Origin of the sequence: Pseudomonas sp. NFACC14, assembly GCF_900106885.1 — a bacterium.
Lineage (GTDB): Bacteria > Pseudomonadota > Gammaproteobacteria > Pseudomonadales > Pseudomonadaceae > Aquipseudomonas > Aquipseudomonas fluorescens_AA.
In genome coordinates this window covers 196,659-212,043 of record NZ_FNOA01000003.1, presented here as the reverse complement: position 1 = coordinate 212,043, position 15,385 = coordinate 196,659, and the positions used below count along the sequence as shown (strand labels likewise).

At 60.5% G+C, this 15,385-nt stretch carries 15 protein-coding genes; 11 read left to right on the top strand and 4 right to left on the bottom strand.

Annotated features, from left to right (window positions below):
* The first annotated feature begins 106 nt into the window (after positions 1–106).
* Together ftsB and ispD are read left to right on the top strand one after the other, a co-directional pair.
* Complete coding sequence (gene ftsB / locus BLU85_RS07620) at positions 107–385, top strand: cell division protein FtsB (protein WP_003184873.1); 279 nt, start codon at positions 107–109, stop codon at positions 383–385.
* On the top strand, positions 382–1,089 hold the full coding sequence (gene ispD, locus BLU85_RS07615) for a 2-C-methyl-D-erythritol 4-phosphate cytidylyltransferase (RefSeq protein ID WP_092202183.1): 708 nt from the start codon (positions 382–384) through the stop codon (positions 1,087–1,089). Before ftsB ends, ispD begins: the two co-directional genes overlap by 4 nt.
* 161 nt (positions 1,090–1,250) lie before the next feature.
* On the opposite strand, the gene BLU85_RS07610 is transcribed toward ispD, so the two are convergent.
* On the bottom strand, positions 1,251–2,147 hold the full coding sequence (locus BLU85_RS07610) for a LysR substrate-binding domain-containing protein (protein WP_092202181.1): 897 nt from the start codon (positions 2,145–2,147) through the stop codon (positions 1,251–1,253).
* Positions 2,148–2,254: 107 nt separating this feature from the next.
* Between BLU85_RS07610 and BLU85_RS07605 the strand changes: the two genes are divergently transcribed.
* From BLU85_RS07605 to rpoS, 8 genes are all read left to right on the top strand, one after another.
* Complete coding sequence (locus BLU85_RS07605; protein ID WP_060738985.1) at positions 2,255–3,367, top strand: S-(hydroxymethyl)glutathione dehydrogenase/class III alcohol dehydrogenase; 1,113 nt, start codon at positions 2,255–2,257, stop codon at positions 3,365–3,367.
* 8 nt (positions 3,368–3,375) lie between these two features.
* Entirely contained in the window at positions 3,376–4,221 is an 846-nt protein-coding gene (gene fghA / locus BLU85_RS07600; RefSeq protein WP_092202179.1) for an S-formylglutathione hydrolase, read from the top strand.
* Between the two features lie 43 nt (positions 4,222–4,264).
* Positions 4,265–4,738: a 2-C-methyl-D-erythritol 2,4-cyclodiphosphate synthase gene (gene ispF, locus BLU85_RS07595; protein WP_072408310.1), complete on the top strand. Its 474-nt coding sequence runs from the start codon at positions 4,265–4,267 to the stop codon at positions 4,736–4,738.
* Complete coding sequence (gene truD, locus BLU85_RS07590) at positions 4,735–5,793, top strand: tRNA pseudouridine(13) synthase TruD (protein ID WP_092202177.1); 1,059 nt, start codon at positions 4,735–4,737, stop codon at positions 5,791–5,793. Before ispF ends, truD begins: the two co-directional genes overlap by 4 nt.
* Positions 5,781–6,530, top strand: coding sequence for a 5'/3'-nucleotidase SurE (gene surE / locus BLU85_RS07585; RefSeq protein ID WP_092165870.1), 750 nt, complete (start codon positions 5,781–5,783; stop codon positions 6,528–6,530). The genes truD and surE overlap by 13 nt, the downstream gene beginning before the upstream one ends.
* Before the next feature lie 41 nt (positions 6,531–6,571).
* Positions 6,572–7,207 carry a protein-L-isoaspartate(D-aspartate) O-methyltransferase gene (locus BLU85_RS07580; protein WP_161796107.1) on the top strand — a complete coding sequence of 212 codons (636 nt, stop codon included), beginning with the start codon at positions 6,572–6,574 and terminating at the stop codon, positions 7,205–7,207.
* Between the two features lie 211 nt (positions 7,208–7,418).
* Positions 7,419–8,264 (top strand): peptidoglycan DD-metalloendopeptidase family protein, encoded by an 846-nt coding sequence (locus BLU85_RS07575; RefSeq protein WP_060738980.1) that lies wholly within the window; start codon positions 7,419–7,421, stop codon positions 8,262–8,264.
* Positions 8,265–8,370: 106 nt separating this feature from the next.
* The gene (rpoS, locus tag BLU85_RS07570) at positions 8,371–9,378 is read left to right on the top strand and encodes an RNA polymerase sigma factor RpoS (protein ID WP_047227588.1); all 1,008 of its coding nucleotides are present in this window, start codon (positions 8,371–8,373) and stop codon (positions 9,376–9,378) included.
* Between the two features lie 490 nt (positions 9,379–9,868).
* Here the strand turns inward: rpoS and fdxA are convergent, their stop codons facing one another.
* The 3 genes from fdxA to BLU85_RS07555 all read right to left on the bottom strand — a co-directional run bounded on the left by fdxA (position 9,869) and on the right by BLU85_RS07555 (position 13,818).
* Positions 9,869–10,192: a ferredoxin FdxA gene (gene fdxA, locus BLU85_RS07565; RefSeq protein ID WP_092202175.1), complete on the bottom strand. Its 324-nt coding sequence runs from the start codon at positions 10,190–10,192 to the stop codon at positions 9,869–9,871.
* Between the two features lie 142 nt (positions 10,193–10,334).
* Positions 10,335–12,902 (bottom strand): DNA mismatch repair protein MutS, encoded by a 2,568-nt coding sequence (gene mutS / locus BLU85_RS07560; RefSeq protein WP_170847603.1) that lies wholly within the window; start codon positions 12,900–12,902, stop codon positions 10,335–10,337.
* Positions 12,903–13,476: 574 nt separating this feature from the next.
* Positions 13,477–13,818: a DUF6124 family protein gene (locus BLU85_RS07555; RefSeq protein ID WP_092205056.1), complete on the bottom strand. Its 342-nt coding sequence runs from the start codon at positions 13,816–13,818 to the stop codon at positions 13,477–13,479.
* A gap of 602 nt (positions 13,819–14,420) precedes the next feature.
* Here BLU85_RS07555 and BLU85_RS07550 point away from each other — a divergent pair.
* Positions 14,421–15,155, top strand: coding sequence for a LexA family transcriptional regulator (locus tag BLU85_RS07550; protein WP_092205059.1), 735 nt, complete (start codon positions 14,421–14,423; stop codon positions 15,153–15,155).
* Positions 15,156–15,385 lie beyond the last annotated feature (230 nt).

Here is a 15,385-nt window from a genome sequence, read left to right as displayed (position 1 = left end):
AATCTGATGCCTTATCAAGCACAAGCCTGGTTTTTCCAGGCTTCGTGCTATCAGACGCTTCAAAGTTTGGCATGGCGGTCTTTTTTCACTGGATACCTGATATTCGATGCGCAGTCCCAATTGGTTGTTTCTTGTCTTGCTCCTGTTGCTGGCCGGCCTGCAGTACCGCCTGTGGGTGGGCAATGGCAGCTTGGCGCAAGTGGCCGACCTGACTCAGCAAATTGCCGACCAACACGCCGAAAACGAGGCGTTGCTGGAGCGTAATCGGGTGATGGACGCCGAAGTGACTGAGTTGAAAAAAGGCATGGAGACCGTTGAAGAGCGGGCTCGACATGAACTGGGCATGGTCAAGGAGGGCGAAACCCTCTACCAGTTGGCCCAATGAGTATGCGTTTGCCGGCCTTCTGGGCCGTGATTCCTGCCGCGGGCGTTGGCGCCCGGATGGCCGCCGACCGTCCCAAGCAATACCTGCAACTGGGCGGACGCACCATTCTCGAACACAGCCTCGGCTGTTTCCTCGACCATCCCACCGTCAAGGGTGTGGTGGTCAGCCTTGCACACGATGATCCTTACTGGCCGACCCTGGCCTGCGCCAGCGACACACGCATCCAGCGTGTCGACGGTGGCGAGCAACGTTCCGATTCAGTGCTCAATGCCTTGCTGCATCTGCACGGGCAGGGCGCCGACGATCACGATTGGGTGTTGGTCCACGATGCCGCACGGCCCAACCTGAGCCGGGACGACCTGGACACGCTGCTCAGCGAGTTGGCGAACGACCCGGTCGGCGGCCTGCTGGCCGTTCCGGCGCGCGACACCCTCAAGCGCGTCGACAAGCATGGCCGCGTGCTGGAAACCGTTGATCGCAGCGTGATCTGGCAAGCCTACACGCCGCAGATGTTCCGCCTCGGTGCCTTGCATCGGGCGTTGGCTGACAGCCTGGTGGCGGATGCGGTGATCACCGACGAAGCGTCCGCCCTGGAGTGGGCGGGGCAGGCGCCTAGGTTGATCGAGGGGCGAGCGGATAACATCAAGATTACCCGGCCGGAAGACCTGGAGTGGTTGCGCCAGCGTTGGGCGAATCGGCATTGAGCGGGATCTGTTCCCTCGTTAGATCTTCAGCATCTGGGCTGGCGCCATCGCGAGCAAGCTCGCTCCCACAATGGGGACCGGTGCCCATCATTCGACGATAAGACCCTGTGGGAGCGAGCTTGCTCGCGATAGCAATCGTTCAGGCAACATAAAATTCACTGTCACCCCCGATACTCCGGCCGCTGCGCCAACCCCTCCTTCAAATACTCCACCAACTTGCGCACCTTCGGTGACAGATGCCGCTGCTGTGGATACAACGCCCACACCGCCGTATTCGGCGGCTGATGGGCTTCCAGCAGCGAGATCAACGCACCACTGTGCAGATGCTCCAGCACGTAATAATCCGGCAACTGACACAACCCCACCCCTTGCAGCGCCGCATCGAGCACCGCTTGCCCACTGTTGCAACGCCAGTTTCCCTGCACCCGTTGGGAAAATTCCCGCCCGTTCTGCTCCAGTTGCCAGATGTCGGAGCTGCCGATCAGGCAATTGTGGCGGCTCAGTTCCGACACGCTGTGGGGCCGGCCGTAGCGTTCCAGGTAAGAGGGTGAGGCGCACACGTACATGCGCCGGGGGGCCAGGCGCGTGGCGACGAGACGGGAGTCCTGCAAGCGACCCAGGCGAATCGCCAGGTCCAGGCTCTCGTGCACCAGGTCCAGCGGGCGATTGCTCAGCTCGATGTCGACCCGCAACTGCGGGTAGAGCCCCATGAACCGCGTCACCAGTGGCACGATAAACCGTTCGCCATAGGCCACGGCGCAGGTCATGCGGAGCATGCCCTTGGGTTCGCTGGTCAGGTCGCCGACGGCTCGCAGTGCTTCTTCGCGTCCATCCTGCAGACGCTGGCAATGCTGCAAAAAAGTTTGTCCGGCTTCGGTCAGGGTCACCCGGCGGGTGCTGCGGTAGAGCAAGCGTGTCTGTAGACGCTCTTCGAGCCGTACGATTTGTCGACTGATATGGGAGGACGAAACCCCGAGACGCTCGGCGGCGGCGGTGAATTGGCTGCATTCGGCCACGGCCACAAATTCGTCGATGCCTTCCCAGCGGTTATCGGACATGAAGGATTATCCCTGTGCAGCAATAATGTTTTGCTTTTGGCTGGATTATTCATTGTCCGGCGGAGGATTACACTCCCGGTCTTGTATTTATTTGCTGGAGTACCCGAATGATCAAGTCGCGCGCTGCCGTTGCCTTCGAGGCCAAGAAACCCCTGGAAATCGTTGAAGTCGACGTCGCCATGCCCAAGGCGGGCGAGGTGCTGTTGCGCGTGGTGGCTTCCGGTGTCTGCCACACCGACGCCTACACCTTGTCGGGCGCCGACCCGGAAGGGATCTTCCCGTCGATCCTGGGCCATGAAGGCGGTGCCATTGTCGAAGCCATCGGCGAGGGCGTGACCTCGGTGGCGGTGGGTGACCATGTGATCCCGCTGTACACACCGGAGTGCGGCCAGTGCAAATTCTGTAAGTCGGGCAAGACCAACCTCTGCCAGGCGATTCGCGCCACCCAGGGCAAAGGCCTGATGCCGGATGGCACTTCGCGTTTTTCCTACAAAGGCGAGACGATTTTCCACTACATGGGCACGTCGACGTTCTCCGAGTACACCGTGCTGCCGGAAATCTCCGTCGCGAAGATCCCAAAAGAAGCGCCGCTGGAAAAAGTCTGCCTGCTGGGTTGTGGCGTCACCACGGGCATCGGCGCGGTGCTCAACACCGCCAAGGTCAAGCCGGGTGACACCGTGGCGATCTTCGGCCTGGGCGGCATCGGCCTGTCGGCCGTGATCGGCGCCGTGAAGGCCAAGGCCGCGCGGATCATCGCCATCGACATCAACCCGGCCAAGTTCGAAATCGCCAAGCAACTGGGCGCCACCGATTGCGTCAACCCGAAAGATTTCGACCGTCCGATCCAGGAAGTCATCGTCGACATGACCGATGGCGGCGTGGACTTCTCCTTCGAATGCATCGGTAATGTGCAGTTGATGCGCGCTGCGCTGGAATGCTGCCACAAGGGCTGGGGTGAGTCGGTGATCATCGGCGTGGCCGGGGCCGGGCAGGAAATCGCTACCCGTCCATTCCAGTTGGTGACCGGGCGCGTGTGGCGCGGTTCGGCCTTTGGCGGCGTACGCGGGCGCAGCGAATTGCCAAGCTACGTGGAAATGGCCGAGAAGGGCGAGATCCCGCTGGATACCTTCATTACCCACACCATGGGCCTGGAAGATATCAACAAGGCGTTCGACCTGATGCATGAAGGCAAGAGCATCCGCACCGTTATCCATTTCTGAGGTCGGTCATGAGTCTGGAAAACATTTCCTGCCAGAAAAGCTTCGGCGGCTGGCACAAGCGCTACCGGCACCGTTCCGAGGTGCTGGGTTGTGACATGGTGTTTGCCGTGTACCTGCCACCGCAAGCCGAGCAGGGCGGCAAGTTGCCGGTGCTGTATTGGCTGTCCGGGCTGACCTGCACCGACGAGAACTTCATGCAAAAGGCCGGCGCCCAGCGCATGGCCGCCGAGCTGGGCCTGATCATCGTCGCGCCGGACACCAGCCCTCGTGGTGCCGACGTGCCGGGCGATCCGGACAATGCCTGGGACTTCGGCCTGGGGGCGGGCTTTTACCTGAACGCCACGCAGGATCCGTGGGCGCGGCACTATCGGATGCATGACTACGTGGTGCAGGAATTGCCGGCGCTGGTCGAAGCGCATTTCCCGGCTTCTGACAAACGCGGCATCAGTGGCCACTCCATGGGCGGCCACGGTGCGCTGGTCTGCGCCTTGCGCAACCCGGGGCGTTACCGTTCGGTGTCGGCCTTTTCGCCGATCAACAATCCAATGGATTGCCCATGGGGCCAGAAGGCGTTCTCCCGTTACTTGGGAGAAGACCGCTCGAAGTGGCGGGAATGGGATGCCTGTGCATTGATTGCCGAGGCGCAGGAGAAGCTGCCATTGCTGGTGGACCAGGGCGATCGCGATGATTTCCTGGCCAACCAGCTCAAGCCCGAAGCCTTGCAACAGGCGGCCAAGTCCGCCGGCCATCCGTTGGAGTTGCGCCTGCAACCGGGCTACGACCACAGCTACTTCTTCATCGCCAGCTTCATTGACGACCACTTGCAGCATCATGCGCGCGCTCTAAACGCCTAATGCAGGTAGAATCACGCCCTGACAAAAATCGGGGCGTTTTTTTATGCGTATTGGCCACGGCTACGATGTTCACCGTTTCGCTGAAGGCGACTTCATTACTCTGGGCGGCGTGCGGATCGCACACGGCTTCGGGCTGCTCGCGCATTCTGACGGTGATGTCCTGCTGCATGCCTTGAGCGATGCCTTGCTCGGCGCCGCGGCGCTGGGTGACATCGGCAAGCACTTCCCCGACACCGACCCGCAATTCAAGGGCGCCGACAGCCGCGTGCTGCTGCGTCATGTGGTCGCGCTGATCCATGCCAAGGGCTGGAAAGTCGGCAATGTCGACAACACCATTGTCGCCCAGGCGCCCAAGATGGCGCCGCACATCGAGTCGATGCGTCGCCTGATCGCCGAGGATCTTCAAGTTGAGCTGGACCAAGTGAACGTCAAGGCCACCACCACCGAAAAGCTTGGCTTCGTCGGCCGTGAAGAAGGCATCGCCGTCCATTCCGTTGCCTTGTTGCTGCGCCCATGACCGAACTGGAACTGTTGGGACCGCGTGCCTACGGCCCATCGCTGGGCAGTGCGGTCCTCAAGGCCACCGCTGAGGATTTCCAGGTCGACGAAGTGCTCGATATCCCATTGACGGACGATGGCGAGCATTTGTGGATCTGGGTGGAAAAGCGCGGCCTGAACACTGAAGAGGCCGCCCGGCGCATCGCCAAGGCCGCCGGCGTGCCGTTGCGCACCGTCAGCTACGCCGGGCTCAAGGACCGCCAGGCCCTGACCCGCCAGTGGTTCAGCGTCCAACTGCCGGGCAAGGCCGATCCCGACCTGTCGGCGGCGCAGAACGACACGCTGAAGATCCTCAAGACCGGCCGGCATCGACGCAAGCTGCAACGCGGTGCGCACTCGGCCAATGGCTTCACCCTGCGCCTGACCCAGTTCAAGGGGGACGTGGCCGCCATCGAGGCGCGGCTGCAACAGATCATGCGCCAGGGCATCCCCAATTATTTCGGCGCCCAACGGTTTGGCCATGACGGCGGCAATGTCGCCGATGCCCGTGCCTGGGCCGTGCGCAAGGCCTTGCCGGAACAGCGCAACGTGCGCTCGCGATTGTTGTCCACCGCCCGCAGTTTCCTGTTCAACCGGGTGTTGGCGGCGCGGGTCGCCGATGGCACCTGGCAACAGGCACAGGTCGGCGACTTGCTGGCCTTCACCGACAGCCGCAGTTTTTTCCCCGCCGGTGAGGCTGAATGCAGCGATCCGCGCCTGGCCATACTCGACCTGCATCCGACCGGGCCGCAGTGGGGCGAGGGACCATCGCCTGCCGCCGGCGCGACCTTTGAGTTGGAACAGGCCATCGCCGAGGGCGAGGCCGATCTGCGGGACTGGTTGATAAACGCTGGAATGAGTCACGAACGTCGCATCCTGCGACTGCCCATTGGCGGGCTGTCGTGGCATTATCCCCAGCCTGACATTCTGCAACTGGAATTCGTCCTGCCGGCCGGATGTTTCGCCACTGTCTTGGTGCGCGAACTCGTTGATCTGGTGCCGGTGGGGCAGACGGACAGCCCATGCGTATTCTGATTTCTAACGACGACGGGGTGACAGCACCCGGTCTTGCCGCGCTTTATGCTGCGCTGGCGGATTTTGCCGAGTGCGTGGTCATCGCTCCGGACCAGGACAAAAGCGGCGCCAGCAGCTCGTTGACGCTCGACCGTCCGTTGCACCCCTGCTATCTGGATAACGGTTTCATCAGCCTCAACGGGACCCCGACCGATTGCGTGCACCTGGGTATCAACGGGTTGCTGGAACGAGCACCGGACATGGTGGTGTCGGGCATCAACCTGGGCGCCAACCTGGGGGATGACGTGCTTTATTCCGGGACAGTCGCCGCTGCCCTGGAAGGTCGCTTCCTGGGAAACACGTCGTTCGCCTTTTCCTTTGTTTCACGCCAGGTCGACAACTTGCCGACCGCCGCCTACTTCGCCCGTAAATTGGTCGAAGCCCATGGTGCGCTGGACCTGCCGCCACGTACGGTGCTGAACGTGAATATCCCGAATCTACCGCTCGATCATATCCGTGGCATCCAGCTCACGCGCCTGGGCCACCGCGCCCGCGCTGCCAGGCCCATGCACGTGGTCGACCCACGCGGCAAGGCCGGCTACTGGATCGCCGCCGCCGGGGATGCCGAGGACGGCGGGCCGGGCACCGACTTCCATGCAGTGATGCAAGGTTATGTCTCGATCACGCCGTTGCAGTTGGACCGCACCTTCAATGACGCCTTTCGAAGTCTCGATGGCTGGCTGGAGGGGCTGCGCTGATGGCTCGTGAGCAAGACGATATGATGCGCCGCGGGATTGGCATGACCTCCCAGCGGACCCGTGAACGATTGATCCAGCGCCTCTACGAAGAGGGGCTGTCCAACGCCCAGGTGTTGGAAGTGATTCGCCGCACGCCGCGGCACCTGTTCGTCGATGAAGCCCTGGCCCATCGCGCCTATGAAGACACGGCGTTGCCCATCGGCCACAACCAGACCATTTCCCAGCCTTACATGGTGGCCCGCATGAGCGAGTTGCTGCTCGAGGCCGGGCCGCTGGACAAGGTGCTGGAGATCGGCACCGGTTCGGGTTACCAGACGGCGGTGTTGTCGCAACTGGTCGAGCGGGTGTTTTCCGTCGAGCGGATCAAGGTGCTGCAGGATCGCGCCAAGGAACGCCTGGTGGAGCTGAACCTGCGCAACGTGGTGTTTCGTTGGGGCGATGGCTGGGAAGGGTGGCCGGCCTTGGCGCCCTACAACGGCATCATCGTGACCGCCGTGGCCACCGACGTGCCCCAGGCCCTGCTGGATCAGCTCGCCCCTGGTGGGCGGCTGGTCATTCCCGTGGGCGCCGGTGAAGTCCAGCAATTGATGCTGATCGTGCGCGAAGAACACGGTTTTTCGCGACACGTCCTGGGAGCGGTGCGGTTCGTGCCGTTGCTCAATGGACCGTTGGCCTGAGCATTTATAAACAGGCGCTGAATTCCGTGGCCACGCCTGTGTCTTACAGCGGCACCGATTCGCTGAACAGAGCCCAATGGCGTCGAGCAAACGTGTGCGGCGGCGCGTTGCGCTTCATTAATAGAGGCGCAGTCGTTGCCAGCTATATTTGTATGAACGCTGCCTGGACAGGCAGCCTCCAATTTTTCAGCCACCACAAAGGGAGCGGCGGGTGAGTCTCACAGTCATTGCGCAGCGTATGGGTATCACGAGCTTTCAGCGCCTGGTGACTGGCCTTGTCTTGAGCACTTTGCTGGTCGGTTGTTCCAGTACGCCGTCGAGCAATGTCCGGGTTGTCGATCGCAACAGTGCAACACCTCAACGTCCTACGGTAACGACGGGCCAATATGTAGTCCGTCGCGGCGATACGCTGTTTTCCATCGCTTTTCGCTACGGCTGGGACTACAAGGCCCTCGCGGCGCGCAACAACATTCCTGCGCCTTATACGATTCACCCCGGTCAGACAATTCGCTTCGATGGCCGTAGCGGTTCAACGCCTACCGCAGTGGTGACACAGTCGGGTTCGACGGCTTCGTCGTCGAGCAAAACCACTGTCATTCGCCGGCCGGCGGGGTCTGGAACAGCGGTAATACCGTCCGTCGCGAGCAAACCGGCCCCTGCTCCGATGCCTCCTGCGGGTCCCGCCCCGACTGGCTGGGGATGGCCTTCTAATGGCGTTCTCATTGGAAAATTCTCTTCAAACGGTAGTTTGAATAAAGGAATTGATATCGCCGGGGATTTGGGACAGCCTGTTTTAGCCGCGTCTGATGGCACGGTTGTGTACGCCGGGAGTGGTTTGAGGGGCTACGGCGAACTCGTGATCATCAAACACAGCGATACCTACGTCAGTGCCTACGGTCACAACCGCAGGCTGTTGGTTCGGGAGGGGCAGCAGGTCAAGGTCGGACAGACAATTGCCGAAATGGGATCAACGGGAACGGACCGGGTGAAACTGCACTTTGAGATTCGCCGACAAGGTAAACCAGTCGATCCGCTGCAATTCCTGCCACGTCGTTGATTTGATTGTCAGCCTGTTCCGTCACGTAGAGGGAACAGGCTCCAGCGTTGCCAAGGATAAAGGCGTCGCTTGAGCTTGAGGTCGAACTCACCAAAGGACTATAACAATGGCTCTCAGTAAAGAAGTGCCGGAGTTTGACATCGACGATGAGGTTCTCCTTATGGAGACCGGCATCGCTATGGATTCGATGTCGAATGATGAAGGGGCGACTCCACCTTCCGTTCGTGCCAAATCCAGACACTCCGCTTCACTTAAACAACATAAGTACATCGATTACACCCGGGCGCTTGACGCCACTCAGCTGTACCTCAACGAAATCGGTTTTTCGCCACTGCTCTCTCCCGAGGAAGAAGTTCATTTTGCGCGGCTGTCGCAAAGTGGCGACCCGGCCGGTCGAAAACGCATGATTGAAAGCAACCTGCGCCTGGTGGTGAAAATCGCCCGACGCTACGTCAATCGTGGGCTTTCGCTGCTGGACCTGATCGAAGAGGGCAACCTGGGCCTGATTCGCGCCGTCGAGAAGTTCGACCCCGAGCGCGGCTTCCGCTTCTCGACCTACGCCACCTGGTGGATCCGCCAGACCATCGAACGGGCGATCATGAACCAGACCCGGACGATCCGGTTGCCGATTCATGTGGTCAAGGAACTGAACGTCTACCTGCGGGCTGCCCGCGAGTTGACCCAGAAACTCGACCATGAGCCTTCACCTGAAGAAATCGCCAACCTGCTGGAAAAACCGGTGGGTGAGGTCAAGCGCATGCTTGGGCTCAACGAGCGGGTCTCCTCGGTGGACGTTTCCCTGGGGCCGGACTCGGATAAAACCTTGCTGGACACCCTCACCGATGATCGACCTACCGATCCATGCGAGCTGTTGCAGGACGATGACCTGTCCCAGAGCATCGACCAGTGGCTCTCGGAGCTGACCGACAAGCAACGGGAAGTGGTGATCCGCCGCTTCGGCTTGCGGGGGCATGAAAGCAGCACCCTTGAAGATGTAGGCCTGGAGATTGGTTTGACCCGTGAACGGGTCAGGCAGATCCAGGTGGAAGGCCTCAAGCGTCTGCGAGAGATCCTGGAGAAGAACGGCTTGTCGAGCGAGTCGCTGTTTCAATGACCTGAATGCAGCGCAGCAAGAAAAGCCCCGACTGGTTCGGGGCTTTTCCGTTTCCGAAAGATTGTTTTTTCCATAGCCGCTCTATTTGTAGGTTCGACTTGTAAGCCTTTGCCTAGTGTTGCGTAAGCGATCGGTTTCTCATTGGCGGGACAGACAGCTATAAGTGTCGTGATTTTTTTGTACTTATATGATTTATAAAGACTTTTATTTTGTGAATGTGGCGTGACAGAGCCAGCCACCTGTATCAGCCGTGTTGCACTCGCCTGGGAAAATACTAATATCTGTCCTGTGTCGACGGACAGACACACCCGTCAAGGACGATGGGAAGGAAGGACATCGCAGGACGCGATTCATCAGGACGATGAATAGGATTAAAGGGATTAGGGAAAAAATGTGGGCGGGTCAAACCGCCCCTTTTTTTTGCCTGCGATTTCTTGAATCCGGAAAAGCAAAAAGGCCCGCAAGGGGCCTTTTCAGCGAACGATGGTAATCAGCGTTCCAGGTCTGCGATCTTGCCAGTCTTGCCATCCCACTCTGCGGCGTCCGGCAGCGGGTCTTTTCTCTCGGTGATGTTCGGCCAGATGTCCGCCAGTTCGGCGTTCAGCTCGATGAAGTTTTCCATGCCGGCCGGCACTTCGTCTTCCGAAAAGATGGCGTTCGCCGGGCATTCCGGTTCACACAGGGCGCAGTCGATGCACTCGTCCGGGTGAATGACCAGGAAGTTCGGCCCTTCGTAGAAGCAGTCCACCGGACAGACTTCTACGCAGTCGGTGTACTTGCACTTGATGCAGTTGTCGGTGACGACGAAGGTCATTTCTAATTCTCTCCTCAGGCGGCGGCAGCGGAACCCGTTCACGGTGGGCTCGCCAGGTTCGGGAGCGATAGTCTGCAGACCAGGCTAATTGCCTGCAGCATCCCAAACCGCGCGAGATTCTAACAGCTTGAAAGCCTGTGCGTTAGATCCGTGTCTTCAATGTATAGAGTAAATCCAGCGCCCGGCGTGGGGTCAGGTCGTCCAGATCGAGTTTGGCCAGCTCGTCGAGCACCGGATGTGGCAGGCTGGCGAACAGGTCGCTTTGCTGCGGTGCGGCCGGTTTGCCCTTGGTCGAGCGTGGCGCTTCGTGGGGCAGGCTGGTGGTTTCCAGGCGGCTCAGGTGCTCACGGGCCCGACTGATCACTTCGCTCGGCACTCCGGCCAATTGTGCCACTGCCAGGCCGTAGCTCTGGCTGGCCGGACCAGGCAGCACGTGGTGCAGGAACACGATACGCTCGTTGTGCTCGGTGGCGTTGAGGTGCACGTTGGCCACCAGCGGCTGGCTTTCCGGCAATACGGTGAGTTCGAAGTAGTGAGTGGCAAACAACGTGTAGGCTCGCAGGTGCGCGAGGCGTTCGGCTGCCGCCCAGGCCAGGGACAAGCCGTCGAAGGTACTGGTGCCACGTCCGACTTCGTCCATTAGCACCAGGCTGCGTTCGGTGGCGTTGTGCAGGATGTTCGCGGTTTCGCTCATTTCCACCATGAAGGTCGAACGTCCACCGGCCAGGTCGTCGCTGGAGCCGATCCGGGTGAAAATCCGGTCCACCAGGGACAATTCGCAACTGGCCGCCGGGACGAAACTGCCGATGTGGGCCAGCAGCACGATCAGTGCGGTCTGGCGCATGTAGGTGGATTTACCGCCCATGTTCGGCCCGGTGATCACCAGCATGCGGGTGTTGTCGTCCAGGCTCAGGTCGTTGGCCACGAACGGTGTGGTCAGTACTTGCTCGACCACCGGGTGACGCCCCTGGCTGATGCGCATGCACGGCTCGCTGACAAAGCGCGGGCAATTCAGGTCCAGGTTCAGCGCGCGTTCGGCCAGGTTGCTCAGCACGTCCAGTTCCGCCAGGGCACCGGCGGTGTCCTGCAACGGCGGCAATTGGCTGATCAGGTCCTCGAGCAGTGCTTCGTAGAGCATCTTTTCCCGGGCCAGGGCGCGGCTCTTGGCTGACAGCGCCTTGTCTTCGAACGCCTTGAGTTCCGGAGTGATGAAGCGCTCGGCGCCCTTGAGGGTCTGGCGGCGAACATAATCGGCCGGGGCTTGCTCGGCCTGCTTGCTCGGCAGCTCGATGAAGTAGCCGTGGATGCGGTTGTAGCCGACCTTGAGGTTGGCCAGGCCGGTGCGGGCTTTTTCCCGGGCTTCGAGGTCGATCAGGAACTGTCCGGCGTTTTCGCTCAGCGCTTGCAACTCGTCGAGTTCGGCGTCGTAGCCGGTTTTCAGCACACCACCGTCGCGGATCACCGCTGGCGGGTTGTCGATAATGGCCTTTTCCAGCAGCGCGGCCAGGTCCGGGTAGGTGCTGGTGGTGCGCGCCAATTGTTGCAGGTGCGGCGCTTCAAGGTCGGTCATCGCCACTTGCAGTTCGGGCAAGGCGCCGAGGGCATCGCGCAGGCGGGCCAGGTCACGGGGACGGGCGTTGCGCAGGCCGATACGGGCGAGGATTCGCTCGATGTCACCGATTTCCTTGAGCTGCGGTTGCAACTGCTCGAAGCGATAACGATCCAGCAGGCAGGTAATGGAGGATTGACGCGCCAACAGCACGGTCAGGTCCCGCAGCGGCCGATTCAACCAGCGGGTCAACAGGCGGCTGCCCATGGCGGTCTGGCAGCGATCGACCACCGATTGCAACGTGTTGTCGCGCCCGCCGGCCAGGTTGGTGTCCAGTTCCAGGTTGCGGCGGCTCGCGCCGTCCAACACCACGGTGTCATCCAGGCGTTCGTGACGCAGGCTGCGCAAGTGAGGCAGGGCGGTGCGCTGGGTTTCCTTGGCATAGGCCAGCAAGCAACCGGCCGCGCCAATGGCCAGGGTCAGGTTTTCGCAGCCGAAGCCCTTGAGGTCCTGGGTGGAGAACTGCTGGCAGAGACTTTTCAGCGCCGAATCACGCTCGAAATCCCACGGCGCCCGACGTCGCACGCCACGGCGTTTTTCTGCCGGCAGGTCTTTGGGCCAGTCATCGGGGATCAACAGTTCCACCGGGTTGACCCGCTCCAGCTCCGCCAGCAGGTTTTCCCAGCCCTTGATTTCCAGCACCGAGAAATTGCCGCTGGTGATGTCGAGCACTGCCAGGCCGAACAGGCGCTCATCGCCCAACACCGCGGCGATCAGGTTGTCCCGACGTTCATCCAGCAAGGCCTCGTCACTGACCGTACCCGGGGTGATGATCCGCACGACCTGGCGTTCCACGGGGCCCTTGCTGGTGGCCGGGTCGCCGACTTGCTCGCAAATCACCACGGATTCGCCGAGCTTGACCAGCTTCGCCAGGTAACCTTCCGCCGCGTGGTAAGGAATCCCACACATCGGAATCGCCATGCCCGCCGATTGCCCACGCGCCGTCAGGGTAATGTCCAGCAGCTTGGCGGCCTTCTTCGCATCTTCGTAGAAGATTTCGTAGAAGTCGCCCATGCGGTAGAACATCAGCTGGTCGGGGTGCTGGTTCTTCAAGCGCCAGTATTGCTGCATCATGGGCGTGTGGCTGGAGAGGTCGTTCACGGCTGTATTCATGGGGTGTCAGGCAAGCTCGTTGAAAGGTGTGGGGCAAAAGGAGGGGCATTGGCCCGGCTTTTCCGCGATGGGCGCAAGGTTAACATGGGTGGTCTGGTGCTACCCAGCGTTTGGGATTGTGTGTATATCCGTTGCTGCGGCAACGGCTACTTATGGTTCCGCCCTTACGGCGGCTCACTTTCGAAGAGCGCGAAAGTAAGCAAAGCGCTTTTGCCCCACCACTCGGTGCCTCGCCTAGGCTCGGCATGCCTGAACGAAGGCATTGCTCCGTGGGCCGCCGCGAAGGGCCATCCATGGCCCAGCGCGGCTAACCCGGCATCCATGCCGGGTTGCCCACTGCGCAATACCTTCGTTCAGCCAGCGTGGTTAATGGGGCGCCAAGATCAACGTCCACCGCGAGGCGGCCTGATAGCCGACCTGGTTCTTGGTGGGACCGCGTTTCCCCTGTGGGAGCGAGCTTGCTCGCGATGACGACTGCCAATACAACTTGGTTGTAACTGGACTACCGCTATCGCGAGCAAGCTCGCTCCCACAGTGATTACTCGGGCTTCTCTTAGAAGGCCTACCTCACTTCAACCACATCCAACGCCCGATTCGCCAGCAGTTGGCCCAGCTCAATCATCTGCTGGACCCCCAACGCGATATGTCGTCGTGAGCCCTCCAGGTCGAACGCCAGATCACTGACCATCGCGTTGGCCGAGGCCAGGGTTTCGCTGAGGTTGGCGAGCAGGCATTCGGCGTCGATGTCGGGGGCGATGATGAAAAGGGTGTCGGGTGTGTCGCAGGTGTTTTTGTCGGCTTTCGGCTTGAGGTAATAGTCCAGGGCGCGGGTGGCTGCGTCATCGAGTTTCTTGGTGTTGCGGGAGACGTGATCGTCCGGGGGATTTGGAGTGTTCTTCGGCATTCTATGGATCCTTGAAGTTGAGCCACCACTCACTCGCGACTAAACGAGGGGGGGCAGCTGTACGCAGGTTAGTCGACCGGGGATCCAAGAAACCGGCGCGCCCGAGGGCGCCCTGCGCACAGCTACCATCAAGTGCAGGAATAGAAGTACCTGACTGAATGGAGCAATGAGCACCTTGGAATACCGGGCGACTAAACCCGATCACTGATGGGCAGTGACGAGATCAAATTACCGATGGGATCCAAGGTGGACAAGCCGGCGGATTCTGGCGCAGTTGTAGGCAGAGGCGCAAGGCGATGTAGCCTGGTGTCGCACATTTGAAGGACGCGAATCGAGGGATTTCCCAAGAAGTTGTAGGGGAAATTCCCCGTGACCAGCAAGCTCTTGTGGCGAGGGGATTTATCCCCGTTGGCTGCGAAGCAGCCCCTAGAGTCAATTCAATCTGCCTGACACGCCGGCCGCGGGATTTGGGGGCCGCTTCGCGCCCCAGCGGGGATAAATCCCCTCGCCACAATGACTGAATATGCTTCAAGTGAGCCGTATCTCATATTTATGCAAAACAGCATTTGTCTTCTGCGAAAAGAACAAGCACTATGCGCGTTATGCAAAAACGCAACGTTTCTACCGTATTAAGAGCATTGCTCGATCAGCACGGGATCTCCCCCACGGAGCTTCACCGGCGTACCGGCGTGCCTCAGTCCACCCTCTCGCGGATCCTCAGCGGCAAGATCGTCGACCCTTCGGATAAACACATCTCGAAGATCGCCGAATACTTCGCCGTGAGCACTGACCAGTTGCGCGGGCGCGCGGACGTTGCGCCCGGTGGCAATGCTCGCCGCGATGAGCCGCATTCCGAACTCAAGGACATAAGCCTGTGGGACGACGAAACACCCGTCGAAGAAGACGAAGTGTCGGTCCCTTTTCTGCGCGAGGTTGAATTGGCTGCTGGATCAGGAAGATTCGTCATCGAGGAAAGCGAGCGCTCAAGCCTGCGCTTCGGCAAGCGCAGCCTGCGCCATAACGGCGTGCAGTTCGACCAGGCCAAGTGCGTGACGGTGCGCGGCAACAGCATGTTGCCGGTGCTGCGCGACGGTGCCACGGTCGGGGTGAACGCAGGCAAATGCGGGATCGGCGACATCGTCGACGGTGACCTCTACGCCATCAATCACAACGGCCAACTGCGGGTGAAGCAGCTTTATCGCCTGCCCACCGGCATCCGCCTGCGCAGCTTCAATCGCGACGAACATCCGGATGAGGACTACACGTTCCAGGAAATGCAGGACGAGCAAATCGTCATCCTCGGCCACGTCTTCTGGTGGGGCATGTACGCCCGTTAACCCCCCCCCCGCTGTCAGATAAAACCCGCCGTCGTGCGGGTTTTTTTTCGTCTCTCGAAAGCCCTCAACCCCTGTATCTACGAGGGGCTTATGCGTCTGCGCATTTTTAGCGCATAAATAAATGCATTTACGCATTGACTGTATATGCATCCATGCATATTCTGTGTCCAAGCCGCTCGACAAAGTGGCTGGCAACGAAGCTCTTTAGTTCCACCAACAGGCAGCGATGA

Coding starts and splice junctions, on each gene's coding strand:
- ftsB (WP_003184873.1), top strand. CDS start 107: ATGCGCAGTCCCAATTGGTTGTTTCTTGTCTTGCTCCTGTTGCTGGCC.
- ispD (WP_092202183.1), top strand. CDS start 382: ATGAGTATGCGTTTGCCGGCCTTCTGGGCCGTGATTCCTGCCGCGGGC.
- BLU85_RS07610 (WP_092202181.1), bottom strand. CDS start 2,147: ATGTCCGATAACCGCTGGGAAGGCATCGACGAATTTGTGGCCGTGGCC.
- BLU85_RS07605 (WP_060738985.1), top strand. CDS start 2,255: ATGATCAAGTCGCGCGCTGCCGTTGCCTTCGAGGCCAAGAAACCCCTG.
- fghA (WP_092202179.1), top strand. CDS start 3,376: ATGAGTCTGGAAAACATTTCCTGCCAGAAAAGCTTCGGCGGCTGGCAC.
- ispF (WP_072408310.1), top strand. CDS start 4,265: ATGCGTATTGGCCACGGCTACGATGTTCACCGTTTCGCTGAAGGCGAC.
- truD (WP_092202177.1), top strand. CDS start 4,735: ATGACCGAACTGGAACTGTTGGGACCGCGTGCCTACGGCCCATCGCTG.
- surE (WP_092165870.1), top strand. CDS start 5,781: ATGCGTATTCTGATTTCTAACGACGACGGGGTGACAGCACCCGGTCTT.
- BLU85_RS07580 (WP_161796107.1), top strand. CDS start 6,572: ATGACCTCCCAGCGGACCCGTGAACGATTGATCCAGCGCCTCTACGAA.
- rpoS (WP_047227588.1), top strand. CDS start 8,371: ATGGCTCTCAGTAAAGAAGTGCCGGAGTTTGACATCGACGATGAGGTT.
- fdxA (WP_092202175.1), bottom strand. CDS start 10,192: ATGACCTTCGTCGTCACCGACAACTGCATCAAGTGCAAGTACACCGAC.
- BLU85_RS07555 (WP_092205056.1), bottom strand. CDS start 13,818: ATGCCGAAGAACACTCCAAATCCCCCGGACGATCACGTCTCCCGCAAC.
- BLU85_RS07550 (WP_092205059.1), top strand. CDS start 14,421: ATGCAAAAACGCAACGTTTCTACCGTATTAAGAGCATTGCTCGATCAG.